The organism is Bradyrhizobium sp. USDA 4369 (genome assembly GCF_054056435.1).
On record NZ_JBSRYH010000001.1, the window covers coordinates 5,623,480 to 5,641,254 of the forward strand.

Annotated in this window: 14 protein-coding genes and 1 pseudogene; 10 read left to right on the forward strand and 5 right to left on the reverse strand. The window is 66.5% G+C overall.

Going from position 1 to position 17,775, the window contains the following annotated elements:
• The first annotated feature begins 31 nt into the window (after positions 1–31).
• The 6 genes from ACVIJ6_RS25540 to ACVIJ6_RS25565 all read left to right on the forward strand — a co-directional run bounded on the left by ACVIJ6_RS25540 (position 32) and on the right by ACVIJ6_RS25565 (position 7,454).
• The gene (locus tag ACVIJ6_RS25540; RefSeq protein ID WP_456774974.1) at positions 32–973 is read left to right on the forward strand and encodes an ABC transporter permease; all 942 of its coding nucleotides are present in this window, start codon (positions 32–34) and stop codon (positions 971–973) included.
• Positions 970–1,887: an ABC transporter permease gene (locus ACVIJ6_RS25545; protein ID WP_456774975.1), complete on the forward strand. Its 918-nt coding sequence runs from the start codon at positions 970–972 to the stop codon at positions 1,885–1,887. Before ACVIJ6_RS25540 ends, ACVIJ6_RS25545 begins: the two co-directional genes overlap by 4 nt.
• Positions 1,888–2,470: 583 nt before the next feature.
• A complete protein-coding gene (locus ACVIJ6_RS25550) occupies positions 2,471–3,460 on the forward strand; it encodes an ABC transporter ATP-binding protein (RefSeq protein WP_456774976.1) in 990 nt (329 codons plus the stop codon).
• A complete protein-coding gene (locus ACVIJ6_RS25555) occupies positions 3,457–4,431 on the forward strand; it encodes an ABC transporter ATP-binding protein (protein ID WP_456774977.1) in 975 nt (324 codons plus the stop codon). The genes ACVIJ6_RS25550 and ACVIJ6_RS25555 overlap by 4 nt, the downstream gene beginning before the upstream one ends.
• Positions 4,432–5,098: 667 nt before the next feature.
• Positions 5,099–5,470: a tRNA-binding protein gene (locus ACVIJ6_RS25560; protein WP_456774978.1), complete on the forward strand. Its 372-nt coding sequence runs from the start codon at positions 5,099–5,101 to the stop codon at positions 5,468–5,470.
• A gap of 22 nt (positions 5,471–5,492) precedes the next feature.
• On the forward strand, positions 5,493–7,454 hold the full coding sequence (locus ACVIJ6_RS25565) for an alpha amylase C-terminal domain-containing protein (RefSeq protein WP_456774979.1): 1,962 nt from the start codon (positions 5,493–5,495) through the stop codon (positions 7,452–7,454).
• 212 nt (positions 7,455–7,666) lie between these two features.
• Here the strand turns inward: ACVIJ6_RS25565 and ACVIJ6_RS25570 are convergent, their stop codons facing one another.
• Together ACVIJ6_RS25570 and ACVIJ6_RS25575 are read right to left on the reverse strand one after the other, a co-directional pair.
• Positions 7,667–8,596 carry a sugar kinase gene (locus tag ACVIJ6_RS25570; protein ID WP_456774980.1) on the reverse strand — a complete coding sequence of 310 codons (930 nt, stop codon included), beginning with the start codon at positions 8,594–8,596 and terminating at the stop codon, positions 7,667–7,669.
• On the reverse strand, positions 8,583–9,620 hold the full coding sequence (locus tag ACVIJ6_RS25575) for an SPFH domain-containing protein (RefSeq protein WP_456774981.1): 1,038 nt from the start codon (positions 9,618–9,620) through the stop codon (positions 8,583–8,585). The genes ACVIJ6_RS25570 and ACVIJ6_RS25575 overlap by 14 nt, the downstream gene beginning before the upstream one ends.
• Positions 9,621–9,728: 108 nt before the next feature.
• On the opposite strand from ACVIJ6_RS25575, the gene ACVIJ6_RS25580 reads away from it, so the two are divergent.
• Positions 9,729–10,487: an NUDIX hydrolase gene (locus tag ACVIJ6_RS25580; protein WP_456774982.1), complete on the forward strand. Its 759-nt coding sequence runs from the start codon at positions 9,729–9,731 to the stop codon at positions 10,485–10,487.
• Positions 10,488–10,623: 136 nt separating this feature from the next.
• Here the strand turns inward: ACVIJ6_RS25580 and ACVIJ6_RS25585 are convergent, their stop codons facing one another.
• Positions 10,624–11,193: a hypothetical protein gene (locus tag ACVIJ6_RS25585; protein WP_456774983.1), complete on the reverse strand. Its 570-nt coding sequence runs from the start codon at positions 11,191–11,193 to the stop codon at positions 10,624–10,626.
• Between the two features lie 1,345 nt (positions 11,194–12,538).
• Between ACVIJ6_RS25585 and ACVIJ6_RS25590 the strand changes: the two are divergent.
• Positions 12,539–13,550, forward strand: a pseudogene (locus tag ACVIJ6_RS25590) (methyl-accepting chemotaxis protein).
• Positions 13,551–13,869: 319 nt separating this feature from the next.
• Entirely contained in the window at positions 13,870–15,096 is a 1,227-nt protein-coding gene (locus ACVIJ6_RS25595) for a CaiB/BaiF CoA transferase family protein (RefSeq protein WP_456774984.1), read from the forward strand.
• A gap of 197 nt (positions 15,097–15,293) precedes the next feature.
• Here the strand turns inward: ACVIJ6_RS25595 and ACVIJ6_RS25600 are convergent, their stop codons facing one another.
• Positions 15,294–15,533: a hypothetical protein gene (locus ACVIJ6_RS25600; RefSeq protein WP_456774985.1), complete on the reverse strand. Its 240-nt coding sequence runs from the start codon at positions 15,531–15,533 to the stop codon at positions 15,294–15,296.
• Between the two features lie 36 nt (positions 15,534–15,569).
• Positions 15,570–16,241 carry a TetR/AcrR family transcriptional regulator gene (locus ACVIJ6_RS25605; protein ID WP_456774986.1) on the reverse strand — a complete coding sequence of 224 codons (672 nt, stop codon included), beginning with the start codon at positions 16,239–16,241 and terminating at the stop codon, positions 15,570–15,572.
• A 227-nt stretch (positions 16,242–16,468) separates the two neighbouring features.
• Here ACVIJ6_RS25605 and ACVIJ6_RS25610 point away from each other — a divergent pair, with 227 nt between their 5' ends.
• A complete protein-coding gene (locus ACVIJ6_RS25610; RefSeq protein ID WP_456774987.1) occupies positions 16,469–17,704 on the forward strand; it encodes an acyl-CoA dehydrogenase family protein in 1,236 nt (411 codons plus the stop codon).
• The last annotated feature ends 71 nt before the right edge of the window (positions 17,705–17,775 follow it).

The following is a 17,775-nucleotide window of genomic DNA, read 5'->3' on the forward strand; positions in this document are numbered from 1 at the left end:
CGGAGATCATGCGCAAGGTGAAAGACATCTGATGCTCGCTTATGCGCTTCGACGAGTCCTGTCGACCTTGCCGGTGATGGCGATCGTCGCTCTGTTCGTCTTCAGCCTGCTGTACATCGCGCCGGGCGATCCGGCCGTTGTCATTGCAGGCGACCAGGCGAGCCCGGCCGACGTCGAGCGCATCCGCGCCAATCTCGGACTGGACCAGCCCTTCCTGGTCCAGTTCGGCAGCTGGGTGTGGCGCCTGCTGCACTTCGATCTGGGCACATCGATCTTCACCAATCTTCCGGTGGCCGCGATGATCGCCCAGCGCATCGAGCCGACCTTGTCGCTGATGATGGTGACCCTGGTTCTCACCATCTTCATCGCGGTGCCGCTCGGCGTCATCGCGGCGTGGAAGGCGGGCACCTGGATCGATCGCACCATTATGGCGTTCGCCGTGTTCGGCTTCTCGGTGCCGGTGTTCGTGGTCGGCTACATCCTTGCTTACGTGTTCGCGCTGCAGCTCGATTGGCTGCCGGTGCAGGGCTATACGCCGTTGTCGCAAGGCGTCTGGCCCTGGCTGCAGAATTTGATCCTGCCGGCGGTGGCGCTCGGCTGCGTTTACATCGCGCTGATCGCGCGCATCACCCGCGCCGCGATGCTCGAAGTGCTGCAGCAGGACTATATCCGCACCGCGCGCGCCAAGGGGCTCGGGCAGGGCGGCATCCTGTTCATCCACGCGCTGAAGAACGCCGCGGTGCCGATCGTCACCGTGGTTGGCATCGGCATCGCGCTGCTGATCGGCGGCGCCGTCGTGACCGAGAGCGTGTTCGCCATTCCCGGCCTCGGCCGGCTCACCATCGATGCCATCCTGCGCCGTGACTATCCGGTGATCCAGGGCATCGTGCTCTTGTTCAGCTTCGTCTACGTGCTCGTCAATCTCCTGATCGACGTGACCTACACATTGGTCGACCCGAGGATCCGCTATTGACCGCCACGACCACAACATCGCCGCCGCCGGGCCTCGTCGTCGCGCCCCGCCTGCCGGACCTGATGGCCGCGCCCAAGATCCGGCGCGGCACGATCGGCTTCCTGCGCAACCATCCGACGGTGGCGATCGGCGGCGCGCTGTTGCTGCTGCTCGTCTTCATCGGCGTATCAGCGCCGTTCCTGTTCACCGTCGATCCCACCGCGATCGCGCCGGCCAAGCGCACGCGGCTGCCCTCGGCGGATTTCTGGTTCGGCACCGACGCGCTCGGCCGTGACATATATTCGCGGGTGCTCTACGGCACCCGCGTCTCGCTCACGGTGGGGCTGGCGGTGGCGCTCGCGGCCTCCTTGATCGGACTGACCATCGGCCTCGTCGCCGGCTTCGTGCGCTGGGCCGACGGCGTCCTGATGCGCTGCATGGACGGGCTGATGTCGATCCCGCCGATTCTGCTGGCGGTGGCGCTGATGGCGCTGACGCGCGGCAGCGTCGGCAACGTCATCCTCGCCATCACCATCGCCGAGATCCCGCGCGTCGCGCGTCTCGTGCGCGGCGTGGTGCTGTCGTTGCGCGAACAGCCTTATGTCGACGGCGCGGTGGCCTCGGGCACGCGCACGCCGATGGTGATCCTGCGGCACATCCTGCCCAACACGATGGCGCCGATGCTGGTGCAGGCGACCTATATCTGCGCCAGCGCCATGATCACCGAGGCCATCCTGTCCTTCATCGGCGCCGGCACGCCGCCGACGATTCCGTCCTGGGGCAACATCATGGCCGAGGGCCGCGCGCTGTGGCAGGTCAAGCCCTACATCGTGTTCTTCCCGGCCGCGTTCCTGTCGGTCACCGTGCTCGCCGTCAACCTCGTCGGCGACGGCCTCCGCGACGCCCTCGACCCGCGCATGGCGAAGAGCCCATGAGTGGTGTGGTGAGGCAAGAGTCAAAGACGGGGGCCTCGCCCTTCGAGACGCCCGCCTTCGGCGGGCTCCTCAGGGTGAGGGGTGAGAGTCGTCTCCGCGAGGGCGCGGCTGATGGCCGATGTGCAGCGCTGGACTCGACGTCAAACCCTCTCCATGAGGACGCTGCCGTAACCGGCCGCGTCCTCATGGTTTGTGTGCAGCGCCAGTTGGCGCACGCGACTCATGGTGAGAACCATGAGGCCTCAAACCCGTCCTCCCCACCGCACGACAATGTGCCAAGACTGCTTCCTTCGTCATTGCGAGCGCAGCGAAGCAATCCAGGATCCCTCCGAGGAAAGATTCTGGATTGCTTCGCTGCGCTCGCAATGACGGGGGACAGACCGGATTCCGAACAAAACCCTCTCCATGAGCAAGCTGCTCATGGCCAATGTGCAGCGCCGCACTCGGCGCCAAATCCTCATGGTGAGGAGCGCTGCGCCGAGATGATCATGATGCGGAGCAGTCACCATGCGCGGCGCGTCTCGAACCATGAGGCCCCCATCTTACCGCACGAGGCCCCACACCGCGGCCAGGAGCTGAACTGATGCCGCTGCTCGAGGTCGAGAATCTGCAGGTCCATTTCCGCACGCCCACCGGCATCAACCGCGCTGTCGATGGCGTGTCGTTCCATGTCGATCCCGGCGAGACGCTGGCCATCGTCGGCGAATCCGGCTGCGGCAAGTCCGTTACCTCGATGTCGATGATGCGCCTGATCCCGGAGCCGCCCGGCAAGATCGCGGGCTCGATCAAGCTCGAGGGCCGGGACATCCTCGCGCTGTCCGACCGCGAAATGCGCGCGTTGCGCGGCAACGACATCTCGATGATTTTCCAGGAGCCGATGACGAGCCTCAATCCGGTGCTGACGGTGGGGCGCCAGATCGGCGAGACCCTGCGGCTGCACCAGGGGCTCGACCAGGCGCAGGCCGAGGCGCGTGCGGTCGAGATGCTGACGCTGGTCGGTATCCCCGAGCCTGCACGCCGCGTGCGCGAATATCCGCATCAGCTGTCGGGCGGCATGCGCCAGCGCGTGATGATCGCGATGGCGCTGGCCTGCAATCCGAAGCTCCTGATCGCGGACGAGCCGACCACCGCGCTCGACGTCACCATCCAGGCGCAGATCCTCAAGCTGATGCTGGAGTTGAAGCAGCGCGTCGGCGCCGCGATCATCCTGATCACCCATGATCTCGGCGTCGTCGCCGAGGTCGCTGAGCGCGTGATGGTGATGTATGCCGGACGCAAGGTCGAGGAGGCCCCGGTGAAGCAGCTGTTCCGCTCGCCACGCCATCCCTATACGCAAGGCCTCCTGGGCGCATTGCCCAAGCTCGGCTCGTCGCTGTCGGGCGAGACCAGGCGCCTCGCCGAGATTTCCGGCCAGGTGCCGGATCTCAAGCAGCGCATCGAGGGCTGCGTATTCGCTGGCCGCTGCGCGCTCGCCACCGATCTCTGCCGGCAATATGCGCCGGGCCTCGAGCAGAAGGCACCGCATCACATCGCCGCCTGTCATTTCGCCGCCAAGGAGCAGGCCGCCGCATGACCATGCCGCTGCTCCAGGTCAACGACCTCAAGAAGCATTTCCCGATCTCGGGCGGCCTGTTCGGCCGCACCAAGAGCAAGGTGCACGCGGTCGATGGCGTATCGTTCGAGATCGCGCGCGGCGAAACGTTGTCGCTGGTCGGCGAGTCCGGCTGTGGCAAGTCGACCGTCGGCCGCGCCATCCTCAGGCTGTTCGACATCACCGCCGGCCAGATCGTGCTCGACGGCCTGCGCATCGACGATCTCGGCCCACATCGGCTGCGCGAGATGCGCCGCCGCGTGCAGGTGGTGTTCCAGGATCCGTTCTCCAGCCTCAATCCGCGGATGCGGATCCGCGACATCCTGGCCGAACCGATCAACAATTTCGGCCTCGCCAAGGATACAGCCGAGCTCGACGCCCGCATCGGCGAGTTGATGGAGATCGTCCGCCTGCCGCGCGACGCCGTGAATCGCCGCCCGCACGAATTCTCCGGTGGCCAGCGCCAGCGCATCGGCATCGCCCGCGCGCTCGCCGCCAAGCCCGATCTGATCGTCTGCGACGAGGCGGTGTCCGCGCTCGATGTCTCCGTCAAGGCGCAGATCGTCAATCTCCTGCAGGACCTGCAGCGCGAATTCGGCTTGGCGCTGCTGTTCATCAGCCACGACCTCGCCATCGTCGAGCACATGACGCACCGCGTCGCCGTGATGTATCTTGGCAAGATCGTCGAACTCGCCCCGCGCCGCCAGATCTTCGCCTCGCCCGGCCATCCCTACACCAAGGCGCTGCTGTCAGCCGTCCCGATCCCCGAACCAGGCGCCGAGCGCTCGCCGATCATCCTGAAAGGCGACGTGCCAAGCCCGGTCAATCCGCCGAAGGGCTGCCGCTTCCACACGCGCTGTCCGCTCGCCTTCGACCGCTGCCGGAGCGAAGCGCCCGAGTTGCGGCTCAAGGGCGAGGACCAGTGGGTGGCGTGTCATCTGGAGAATGTGTAGTTGTCGTAGTGTCGGGTGGCAAAGGCGCTACGCGGCGAAGCCGCGAAGCGACGTGCCCACCGTGCCAAGTGCGATGACAGCTTGATGCCCAAGACTCCCGCGGCATCGTCATTGCGAGCGCAGCGAAGCAATCCAGAATCTTTCCGCAGAGACAGCCTGGATTGCTTCGCTGCGCTCGCAATGACGGAGGAGAGACGCTCTGTCCCTCGCGTGGATCGTGGTGCAGGCGCATAGTCCGTATGAGCGCCGCCGCTCTCCCGCCAACCTCCGCTGCCGTCCCGGGCAAGCCGCGACGGCGCGAAGCGGCGGCGGGGCGCTGACCCGGGACACATACTCCGAGGCGGCCGTTGGCTTGCGCAAGCCGTCTCGCGCGACGATTTCGGCCGGTGGTTATGGTCCCTGCGTGCGCAGGGACGACAGCGGAGTTTGTGGTGGCGGCGGGGCTCTGCAGGGACGCCGCGACACCACAGCCGGTGCGTGGCCCAGCCTGCGACCCATCGGCCACACCGGTCCGGCCAATCGCGGGCGCGGGACGCCGTCCCCAGCGCGGTGCATTGTCAGCCTCCGCCTCGGCGACTAGAAATTGGTCTCGTTGAGGAATCTCAAGTCCACGCCGCACGGGAACCAAGCCTTCCGCGCGGCCTGTCCCGCGTTCGATGAGGCCGCCATGCATCTCTCCCACGATCCCACGGCACCGGCGGCAGATCAGATCAGCTTCGACCAGTTCCTCGCCGTCGACATCCGAATCGGCACCATCGTCGCCGCCGAGCCCTATCCGGAGGCGAAGAAGCCGTCGCTGAAGCTCACGATCGATTTCGGCCCGGGCATCGGCACCAGACGCTCCAGCGCCCAGATCGCGACGCTGTATGATCCGGCCAAGCTGGTCGGCCGCCAGGTCGCCGGCGTCGTCAACTTCCCGCCGCGTCAGATCGGCAAGTTCATGTCGGAGGTGCTGACGCTCGGCTTCCCGGACGAGGCCGGCAATGTCGTGCTGTTCCAGCCCGACAAGGCCGTGCCGAACGGCGCGCGGCTGTTCTGAGCGCCGGGGGAGAGTGACCGCCATGGATATGCTGCTGGAACCTGTTACGCTGCCGCCATTCCCCGAAGGATTGAGGATTTCGCTGCGGCAGATGCATCTTCTCCAGGCTCCCATGGGCGGCACCCTGGTGACCGGCGGCGCCACGTTCCGCGTGTTCGCGCCGCATGCCAAGGCGGTCTACGTCTCCGGCCCGTTCAACGACTGGGCGCAGGATGCGAGCTGCCGTCTCGCGCCGATCGGCAACGGCCATTGGGCGGTCTTTATCCCCGGGCTGAAGGACGGCGACGCCTACATGTATTTCGTCGAGGGCGAGGGCTCCTCGGGCTACAAGCGCGATCCGCATGCGCGCCTGCTCACCGTCGATCCGCCGTTTCCGCAGGCGCATTCCGTGCTGCGCAATCCCCAGGCGTTTCCCTGGCACGACACGGCATTCACGCCGCCGCCGTGGAATGAGCTCGTGATCTACCAGCTTCACGTCGGCAGCTTCGACATGAAGGCGGGCAATCCCGACGGCTGCTTCTTCGACGTGATCGAGCGCGTGCCGCATCTGGCCAAGCTTGGCGTCAACGCCATCGAGCTGCTGCCGGTGCAGGAATTCCCGACCATGTTCAGCATGGGCTACAACGGCACCGATTTGTTCAGCCCGGAAACCGAGTATGGCGAAGGCGAGGAGGCCCATCTCGCGGCCTATTTCGCGCGCACCAATGCGATCCTCGCGGCGGCCGGCGCGGCGCCTTACGCCGATGTCAACGTTGTCAGGCATTGCGACGACCAGTTGCGCGCGCTGGTCGATGTCTGCCATGTCCACGGCATCGCCGTGCTGTTCGACGTCGTCTACAATCACGCCGGCGGCGGCTTTGACGAGGCCAGCATCTGGTTCTTCGACCGCCAGCCTTACGGCGATCCCAACGGCAGCCTGTATTTCACCGACCAGGGCTGGGCCGGCGGCCAGGTGTTCGCCTATTGGAATGCCGACGTGCGGCAGTACCTCGCCGACAACGCCATCATGTTCTATCGCGAATATCACGCCGACGGCCTGCGCTTCGACGAGGTCAGCGTGATGGACCGCTTCGGCGGGTGGGCGACCTGCCAGCAGCTCACCGAGGCGCTGCGCGCCGAGAAGCCGGATGCGATCCAGATCGCGGAATACTGGCCGGTCAATCCGTGGGTGGTGAAGGACATCGCGCAAGGCGGCGCCGGTTTTGACGCGACCTGGAGCGATCGGCTGCGGCTCGCGGTGCGCGGCGCGATCGCCAGCGCGGCCGGCGGGGCAGGGGCGCTCGTTCCGATGCAGCCGATCGCCGCCGCGATCGCCGATCTCAGCCTCGACAAGCGCTGGCGCGCGGTCAACTCGATCGAGAACCACGACATCGTCTATGCCGGCCGCGAGCCGCGCATTCCGCGTCTGGCCGATCCCATCGATAGCCGCTGCTGGTATGCGCGCAGCCGCAGCCGCGTCGCCACGGGACTGCTGCTGACCGCGCCGGGCATCCCGATGCTGTTCATGGGCCAGGAGCTGTTCGAGGACCGGCCCTGGAGCGACACGCCGAGCCTGGACACCACGATTCAATGGGCGCTGCTCGACGGCGAGGACAAGATCACCGCCGACGCCGTCCGCTTCACGGCCGAGCTGATCGCGATCCGCCGCGCCCATCCGGCGCTGACGGCCGAGGGCTGCGCCATCGTCCACGCCCATGACGGCAACCGCGTGCTCGCCTTCCACCGCTGGGACGGCCAGGGCGATGATGTGATTGTGATCGCGAGCCTCAGCGAGGCCCCCTGGCGCGACTACGCGATCGGCTTCCCGGCGCCTGGGCAGTGGCACGAGGTGTTCAACAGCGACGTCTACGACAATTGGGTCAATCCGGGCGTGGTCGGCAACAACGGCTCCGTCACCGCAAACGGCCCGGCGCTGCACGGCCAGCCCAACTCGGCGATGGTGACGATCCCCGCGAATGGCGTGCTGGTGTTTGCGCGGGGGTAGAAGGACGCGTAGCCCGGATGAGCGAAGCGACATCCGGGGTCCCATGGACCGTCGCGATGATCCCGGATGTCGCTTCGCTCATCCGGGCTACCGGCGGTCGCTCCGCCGTCATCGCTGGATGCGCAGGGTGACGAGCGGGACGTGGACACGCGCTCTCTCCACCGTCATTGCGAGCGGGGCACTCGATGAGCAGCGCGACATGGAGGAGCAGCCTACACGATCAGCCGTCCCTGCCGCTCCGCAATCCCGATCACCGCCTCCGTCCCCGCGTTGAAATCGAGATGATCCGTCTCGATGCCGTCGGAGAAGATGACGCCGTTCTCGGGCATCAGCGAGCGCAGGCGCAGGGTCTCGGCGCCGTCGAGGCCGCCGCAGACCAGCGAGGTCTGCGAGGTCTTGCTCGGGAACGGCTCGCGCACCGCGAAACGTAGCGTGCGGGCGTCCCAGGGCAGGGCGGTGTAGCCGCCATCGCCGTGGCTGCCAAAGCTGCCGGCGATGGCGAGCGCGCCGGTGACGATGCTCTTGAACCAGGCGGTCGAGCCGAGGCCGGTGGTCACGATCAGCCCGCTGGAGGACTGCCGCTCCTGGCGCTCGCGCGTCGCGATCTCGTAGCGGGCCGAGACATGGGTGCGGGCGCCGACGAAGAGGTCGTTGACGGCGTGCAGCACCTGGCCATCGGCGAGGCTCGCGCGCGCCATGGTTACGGCTTTCGCCGCGCGCCTGTCGGCGGCGACCTCCGGCAGGAGGCTCGCAAGATCCTCCGGCGCGAAGGGCAGCAGCACGCCGTCATGGCGCTGCGCATCCGGGTTGAGGCCGAGCAGCGGCTGGCCGTCGAGATATTTCATGGTGTTGGCGACGAGGCCGTCGGGCCCGAGCGCCGCGACGATGTCGGCGGGGCCGAACAGGAAGTTCGGCAGGAAGCTGCGGTCGACGATCTGGTAGCGGCCCCAGCGCTCCAGCGTCTGCGTCGCGGTGGCGCGCGCGGCCTGGTAGGCCGCGTGCTCGCGTTCATAGTCGGAGAAGTCGGCGCCGAGATGCTCGACATAGAAGCGGGCCTGGTCCGCGGTGAGGAACTTGGCGATCAGCTCCTCGAGCCGCGTTCTCCTGGTGACCAGCACCACCTTGCGGTCATTGCCGGACACGGGCGGCCTCCGCGGGCGTCTGCATGAGGCTGTTCAGCAGCTCCGGCGAGACGTTCAGCTGCCCGATCTTCTCGGCCTTCTCGGCGAGCCCGGAGAAAGCCTGCGCGATCAGCTGACCCGGCTGCATGCCGGTGGCGGCCAGCGCCTGGATCACGCGGGTGTCGACACCCTCGAAGATCTTCATCAGCGCGCCGACGCGATAGGCCTCGGCATCGGCGAGGGTGCGGGTGTTGGCCGCATTCAGCGCGACGAAATCCTTGCGCCTGGCCTCCAGGGCGATGTCGGCGACCATGCCGGCCTCGCGCAGCTCGTTTGTCTTCGCCGCGACGCTGGCCTCCGCATCCATCTGCGTCTCGCGGATCGACCGCTTCTTCTGTTCGACCGCGATCTCGGTATCGAGCTCGCTCTCGCGGATGGCGCGCTCGCGCTCGACCGCGAAATTGCGCCGCGCGAAGATGGCCTCGTCCGCCGTCTTCAGGATCGCCTCGCGGGCTTCGGCCTCCAGCGCCTTGGCGGTCTCTGGCGTCGGCTTCACCGCGCGCACGGCGACGCCGAGGATCTCCAGCCCCAGCGCATCGATATCGGCGCGGCGCTGCAGCCCCGTCGCGATTGCCTCGGCAATGCGGTCGGACGCCCGCAGCGCTTCCTTCAGGGTCATGTCCTTGACCGCCTGCTGCGCCAGCACCTCGACCGCGCCGAGCACGCGCTGCGGCAGCTCCTCGGGATCGTCGGACTCATACGTCTTGCCGTCGCGCTTGAGCGTGAAGTTCAGCATCGCCGCCGCCTTCTTCGGCTCGCCGATGCGGTAGGTGACCTGGCCCTGGATCGTCAGCGTCTGAAAGTCGCGGGCGATCTGCTGGAAGATGAAGGCGGCGTCGCGGCTGCCGATGGGGATCGCGACCAGCGAGGTCGCGGGCCCGTAATAGAAGGTGGAGAGCCCGGCGCCTTCCTCGACCACCGTTCCGGCGCGGTACTTGAGCAGATAGGTGGTGGGCTGGGCCTTGATGAAGCGAATGCCGAACATGGCGGCCTCCTGACGTTTTGTTACATAAGTGTGTCACGACAACTAAGTAAGTTGGACAGTACAACTAAGTGTGCTAGTGTCAAGCGGCATTTTGGCGGGGCGAGCGGTATGGCGGGACGGCACGGGCAGGGCGATGCGGCGGGGGACCAGGGGCGGAGCCGGGCGAAGACGCCCGGGCTCGATTTCCCGCGGCCATTGACGACGGTCGACATCGTCATCTTCACGATCCGGCAGGAGGCGCTGCAGGTGCTGCTGGTGCGACGCGGCAGCGGGCCCGGCGAGCCGTTCCCGGGCACCTTCGCCTTGCCGGGCGGCTTCGTCGACATCGCCAGGGATCGCGATCTCGAAGCCTGCGCGCGGCGCAAGCTCGCCGAGAAGACCGGCGTCGTGAGCCCGTATCTGGAGCAGCTCGGCAGCTGGGGCAGCGCGGACCGCGACCCGCGCGGCTGGTCGGCCACGCATGCCTATTTTGCGCTGATCCCCAGCTCAGGAGCGGAGACGGCGCTCGCAGCCGATGCACAATGGTTTCCGCTCGACGGCGCAGGCGTGATGCCGAAGCTCGCCTTCGATCATGCCGAGATCCTGCAGGCCGCCGTGCAGCGGCTGCGCAGCAAGGTCGAGTACACCTCGCTGCCGGCCTATTTGATGCCCGAGGAGTTCACGCTGCCCGAGCTGCAGCAGACCTATGAGATCGTGCTGGATCGTCCCTTGGAGAAGAGCGCATTCCGCACCCGCATGCTGTCGGCGGACCTGATCGAGCCGATCGCCAAGATGCGGAAAGGGCCGAACCGGCCGGCGCAGCTCTATCGGCTGAAGAAGACGGCCGCGCCGGTGTATTTCGCCAGGACGTTCAACGCGCCGGAGTGACGGTCCGTAGCCCGCATGTGCGCAGCGACATGCGGGGTCTCACGGACTGTTGCGGTGATCCCGGATGTCGCTCCCGCCGCCGCCCTGGCGGGCGGTGGCCTGCGTTCATCCGGCTACGCGGCGCGTTGCCGGTCCGTCAGGCCGAGAAGTCCACCACCAGCGATTTGCTGCTGGAGCTCGACGAGCTGCTGCCGTTGGCGCTGTAGGACGAGGTCTTGCTGCTGTTCGAGCTTTGCAGCGCTTCGAGCAGCTTCTTCAGCAGCTCTTCGAGGTCGGAGGACGTGCTTGACGACGAGGAGGACGACGATGACGAGGACGACGTGCTTGAGGTGCTGTCGCTGCTGCTGTCGTCGGCCGGCGGCGGGCCGCCGGCGCCGCCCGGGCCGCCCGAGAAGGCATTGGCGAAGACGTTCTTCAGCTCGCTCGCCTGGTCGGCAGTGAGCTTGCCGCTGTCGACTTCGCTCTGGATGAGATTGTCGATCTTCGACTGCATCTCCTTGGGCGAGGGCGGCGTGCTGGAGCTCGTCGTGGACGATGAGCTGCTGCTGCCGCTCTGCAGTGCGGAATCGATGTCGTCCAGCGCCGACGACAGCGCCGTCTGGTCGGTGGCGCTGACTTTGCCGGCCGAGACTTCCTTGGAGAGTTCCTGCTTGAGCAGGTCGAGCGGCGAGTAGCCGCTCATCGAGGAGGCAGAGATCGATGTCATGGCATGCTCCGGGGTTGAGACATCAAGCCTGCGTCCAGGTGCGATGGTAATTTTTAACAGCTCCTTGTTGCGTATGTCCCGATGTGTCTCGAGTCCCGTCGCACACAAAACGAAGCAAGAAAGTTCACCGGGCTCCGTAGAAATGCAGGGGAATGGCCTGAGGGAACGTCGCTATGCTTAGCAACGGACTTACATAGGACGGAAAATTAATCAGCCCCCCGATTCTCCGACCAACAAGTTCACGGGTGGGATTCGACAGATGCGACTCTTCAACGGCCTGACGATACGAACCATGCTCGGGGTGATTATCGGAGCCCTGGCCCTGTTGTTGATCGGTAGCCTGGCGAACGGCCTGCTCGACGCCTTCAACCGCACCCAGTCGGCCCAGCGCATCGCCCGGCTGGCGGGAGCGGACCAGCAGCTGTTCAACACGTTGATGGGCTTCCGGCTGGAGCGCGGCACCTTCCTGGCGACGCTGGTGGCGGAGGGGACGGCGGATGCGGCGGCCGACACCCGCATTACGACCAATCGCCAGATCTCGGAGACCGCCTACAAGCAGGTCCAGGACGCGTTGTCCGGCTTTGCCGACGCCCGCATCGCCGGCCGGTTGAGCAGCCTCGTCACTGCGCATGACCGTCTCGCGGGCTTGCGCCCCGACGCCGAACGCGCCATCCATCAGCCCAAGGCCTCGCGCGACATGCAGGCTGCGGATGCGTTCCGCAAGGCTGCGCAGGACTATCTCGACGCGCTGCTGGTGATCGCCGCCGATCTCGAGGAGACCATCAAGCTCGTCGATCCCGTCATCGACCAGATGGTCCAGGTCAAGCAATCGGCCTGGGCCGCGCGCAATTTCGGCGGCCAGTTTGCCGTGCGCATCGAGAATGCCGCAGCCTCCGGCAAGCCGTGGAGTGTGGCGGACATCGTCGGCGGCGCTGAGGAATCCGGCCGGCAGATGCAGGCCTGGAGCCAGGTCGTCGCCGCCGCGGCTCGGGCCGATGCTCCAGCCGCGCTGGTCGATGCGGTCAACCGCTCCAGGCAGCCCGATGCGGCGGCGATGGCCGAGCAGCAGGCCGGCCTGGTCAAGGCGTTGCGCAACAACCAGACCATCGAGTTCAAATTCGCCGAATTGTCCAAGCTCAACACCGCGCTGCTGTCCTACAGCGTCGATGCCGCGAATGCCGCGCTCGCCGAAATGGTGGCGGTCGCCGGCCGGCGGATCAGCGAGGCGCGTGAGAGTCTCGTCCTCAATGCCGTCATGATGGTGCTGGCGCTGGCGGTTGCGCTGGTGGGCCTGGCAGTGGTGCAGCGTCGCATCTCGGCGGCGATCCGCTCTTTGGACGCGGCGATGCGCCGGCTGGCCGATCGCGACTACACGATCGAGCTCGCCGGGCTCGACCGCCGCGACGAGATCGGGGAGATGTCGCGCGCGGTGGCCGTGTTCAAGGACAGCATGATCGCGGGCGACCGGCTGGCGAGCGAGAAGGAGGCCGAGCAGGGCCGCCGCGAACGCCGCCAGAGCACCGTCGACCAGCTGATCCGCCAGTTCGAGGCGACCGTCACCTCGTCGCTGCAGACCTTGACCTCGGCTTCGAACGAGCTGAACGCGACAGCGCAATCGATGTCGACCATCGCCGACCAGGGGCGCGCCAAGGCGTCCGCCGTTGCCGAGGTGTCGCACCGCGCCTCCGGCAACGTCCAGATGGTGGCGGCGGCGACGGAGGAGCTGTCGGCCTCGATCACCGAGATCAGCCGTCAGGTGACCGAATCGACCTCGATCGCCAGCGCCGTGGTGACGCAGGCCGAGAAGACCAATGACGAGGTGCGGGCGCTGTCGGATGCCGCGCAGCGCATCGGCGATGTCGTCGCGCTGATCAGCGGCATCGCCGAGCAGACCAATCTGCTCGCCCTGAACGCGACCATCGAGGCGGCGCGCCGGTGAGGCCGGCAAGGGCTTCGCGGTGGTGGCCGCCGAGGTCAAGACGCTGGCCAACCAGACCGCCAAGGCGACCGAGGAGATCACCTCGCAGGTCGCCGGCATCCAGGGCGCGACCAAGGCCTCGGTGGAGGCCATCCAGGCGATCTCCTCGACCATCCAGCGCGTCAACCAGATCGCCTCGGCGATCGCAGCCGCCGTCGAGCAGCAGGGGGCGGCGACGCGCGAGATCGCGCGCAATGTGCAGCAGGCGTCGGAGGGAACCAACGCGGTACCGGACAATATTTCCAGCGTGTCGGAGGCCACCGCCGCCACCGGCCAGGCGGCCGGCGGGGTGCTGGAGTCGGTGCGCACGCTGTCGAAACTGTCGGCCGACCTGCGCCACGACGTCGACCAGTTCGTGAGCCAGCTCCGCGCGGCGTAGGGCTTTTGATCTGGAGCTGATGCCATCGCTGGCCGCCCCTCCAGCGGTGTCATTCCGGGGCGCGCGGTCGCGCGAGCCCGGAATCCATCGGGCGGCAGAACGCGCGGAGCAATGGATTCCGGGCTCGTGCTGCGCACGCCCCGGAATGACGGCGTCATTTGGAGCGGCGTATGGATGACGCCCGCCCGCAGCAGCATTGACAAGGCGGCATGCCGCCAGCGCAGTGCTCGGGCGCGCGAAATGGTGTATCCGCGAGGAGAGAGCGGGCGGCCTCCCAGGGCATGTCCGCGACAAGGAATATGCTCCCGGAGGAACATCCATGTCGGCCCTGCCGCTGTCTGGCATCAAGATTCTCGACCTCACGCGCGTGCTGGCCGGTCCGCTGTCGGCCCAGATGCTGGCCGATCTCGGCGCCGAGGTGATCAAGATCGAACGGCCCGGCACCGGCGACGATGCGCGCGCCTTCGGGCCGCCTTACCTCGAGGATCCCGACGGCAAGGCCAACAACAACAACTCGTTCTATCTCTGCGCCAACCGCAACAAGAAGTCGGTCACGGTCAACATCGCCTCGAGCGAGGGCCAGGAGATCATCCGCGCCCTGGCGAAGGATTGCGACGTGTTCATGGAGAACTACAAGGTCGGCGATCTCAAGCGCTACGGCCTCGACTATGAGGCGATCAAGGCCGTCAATCCTGACGTGATTTATTGCTCGGTCACCGGCTTCGGCCAGACCGGCCCCTATGCGCCGCGCGCCGGCTATGACGCGATCTTCCAGGCGATGGGCGGGCTGATGAGCGTGACCGGCCACATGGACGGCGAGCCGGGGGCGGGGCCGATGAAGGTCGGGCCGTCGATCGTCGACTACATGACCGGGATGAACACGTCGATCGGCATTCTGTCGGCGCTGTATCACCGCGACGTCAATGGCGGCGGCGGCCAACATATCGACGTCTGCCTGTTCGACACCGTGATCGCCTCGCTGTCGCATTACGCCCAGATCTTCCTGGTCAACGGCAAGTCGCCGCCGCGCCGCGGCACCTGGGGCAATGGCGGCATGCCGGCCGGCGTGTTCCGCTGCACCGATGGCGAATTGATGCTGGTGGTCGGCAACGACGCGCAATTCGCGCGCACCTGCGCCGTGCTCGGCGCGCCGGAGCTGGCCACCGATCCGAAATTCATCAAGAACAACGACCGGGTCGTCAACGGCAAGGAGATCATGGCGATCTATGCCGGCCTGTTCCTGAAAAATTCGGTCGCGCATTGGCTGGAGCAATTGGAGAAGGCGGGCGTGCCTTGCGGCCCCGTCAACGATTTCGCCCATGTGTTCGCCGATCCGCATGTGCGCTCGCGCGGCATGGAGGTGAAGGTCAACCACCCGTTCGAGCCGCAGCTGTCACTGATCCGCAACGCGCTGACCTTTTCGGGCACGCCGATCACCGATTACCGCGCACCGCCGCTGCTCGGCGCCGACACGCAGGACGTGCTGTCGAGCCTCGGTTATGACGACGCGAAGATCGCCGCGCTGAAGCAGCAGGGCGTGGTGTAGGACGCCATTGGTCGAGACCTCCGTCCGCGCTGTGCTGGCGGCGCGGACAACGATGCCAGCAATCAATGTCCGGTCTCTCCACCGTCATTGCGAGCACAGCGCGCAGCGAAGCAATCCAGAGTCCCGCCCGCCACCCTGTATTGCTTCGCTGCGCCGCTGCGCTTGCAATGACGGGGAGAGACTACGAGCTCCCGTGATCAATGCGTGTGGTGATGACGGTGCCGTTTCGCCTTGTATCGTGGCGAATGGTAGCGCGGGTCTGCCACGAAAGGGGCCGGCCCCGGGGCGCCGAGCTGTTGCCGCGATTCCTGCAGGCGGCGCTGATAGCCGGGTGAGTTCATGATGTTGGCGGCGGCGCCGCGGGCCAGCACCGGCTCGCTTGCGGTCAACAGCGTGAGCGCCGCGGCCGCCAGTATCCATCTCGCACGGTCCGTCATCGGGCGGGCTCCATTCTCATCAGCGAGACACGAGGCCTAGCGCGCCCCGCGCGCTGCGACCTTGGGCGGCGACTTTGCCGCCTGATCGCGCGCGGTCAAGCCAAGCACGGCGCCGCGCACCACCCGCGCGATCACATCCTCGACATCGTCGAGATCGCATTGTCCGTCGGACAGCTTGGTCAACCGCTCGCTCTCGCGAATGGTGTGATGCGCCATGGCAAGCGCGAAATGCAGGCCCCAGAACAGGTCGACTTCGGAGCCGTCGGGCAGCGCGCGCTTCATCGCCGCGGCGAATTTGCGCAAATGGTCGATTTCCTTGGTCTTGATGCGGCGGATCGGTGGCACCGATTCGATCGAGGCACGGATCATGAACTGTGCCACCGGCGAGCGCTGGTTCTCCGGTCCCAGGCAGCCGCGCAGGATCGGGCCGACCAGCGCGCGCAGGATGTCGCTGATATCGGCGCGGCCGCCGCCGGCCTCCTCGGCCGCGCGCAACTCGCGCAGGCGCTCGCGGTTGAGCGCGATCGAGCGGGTCACGAACAGTTCGGCGATCAATTCGTCCTTGGAGCCGAAATGATAGTTCACCGCGGCCAGATTGACGTTGGCCTCGGCCACGATGTCGCGCAGCGTCACCTCGGAAAAGCCGCGCTCGGCATAGAGCCGCTCGGCGGCGGCGAGGATCGCAGTCCGGGTCTGGTCAGTCGCCATGCTCGTGCTCCCGAACGATGAGGGCGGGGAGTTGCGTTTCAAACAATTGTATGAAACTATTGTTTGAGACGGCCGGAATGTCAATCGCGGTGCTTCCGCGGGACGAGATTTCGGCGCTGCAGCGACGGCTCGCGCGGTCGTGTCGCGCAAGATCGCACTTGCGCGGACGCCGTAAGCGGGCCGACACTGCGGCCAAAATTCCAGAGGAAACGCTCAAGGAGAGTCCCATGGACTTCACGATGTCGGCGAAGCAGCAGGAATGGCTGGAGCGCGTGCGCAGCTTCATGACCAAGCATGTCCGCCCGGCGGTGCCGATCTACAAGCAGCAGGACGCCGAGGGCGATCGCTGGAAGGTGATTCCGATCCTGGAGGACCTCAAGGCCAAGGCGAAGGCCGAAGGTCTGTGGAACATGTTCATGCCGCCGTCGCCGCATGAGGACGACGAGTTCCGCGGCGCCGGCCTGACCAATCTCGAATACGCGCTGCTGTCGGAGGAGATGGGCCGCATCTCCTGGGCGTCGGAGGTGTTCAACTGCTCGGCGCCGGACACTGGCAACATGGAGGTGTTCATCCGCTACGGCACCAAGGAGCAGAAGCGCAAATGGCTGCGCCCCTTGATGGACGGCGAGATCCGCTCGGCCTTCCTGATGACCGAGCCGGCGGTGGCCTCGTCGGATGCCACCAACATCGAGACCCGGATCGTGCGTGACGGCGATCATTACGTCATCAACGGCCGCAAATGGTGGTCGTCGGGCGTCGGCGATCCGCGCTGCAAGATTGCGATCCTGATGGGCAAGACCGATCCGTCGGCCGCCAAGCATCAGCAGCAGTCGCAGATCCTGGTGCCGCTCGACACCCCCGGCATCAAGGTCGAGAAGATGCTGCCGGTGTTCGGCTTCGATGACGCGCCGCACGGCCACGCCCAGGTGCTGCTCGAGAACGTCCGGGTGCCCAAGGAGAACATCCTGCTCGGCGAGGGCCGCGGCTTCGAGATCGCGCAGGGCCGCCTCGGTCCCGGCCGCATCCATCACTGCATGCGCACCATCGGCAAGGCCGAGGAGTCGCTGGAGAAGATGGTGCGCCGACTGATGACGCGCACCGCCTTCGGCAAGAAGATCATCGAGCATTCGGTGTGGGAGCAGCGCATCGGCGAGGCCCGCACCAACATCGAGATGTGCCGGCTGTTGTGTCTCAAGGCCGCCGACATGATGGACAAGGTCGGCAACAAGACCGCCCAGGGCGAGATCGCGATGATCAAGGTCGCCGCCCCGAACATGGCGCTCAAGATCATCGACGACGCCATCCAGGCTTTCGGCGGTGCCGGCGTGTCTGACGATGCGGGCCTTGCAAAGGACTACGCCAATATTCGTACGCTGCGTCTTGCCGACGGTCCCGATGAGGTGCACAACCGTGCCATCGCCCGGCTCGAGATGAAGAAATACGCCAACGAGCCGCGGCACTGACGCAGACCTCGCAGGGGTGGGCAACCTCCATCGTCGCGCGAAGCGCGATGATGGAGGCATGCCCAGACCGC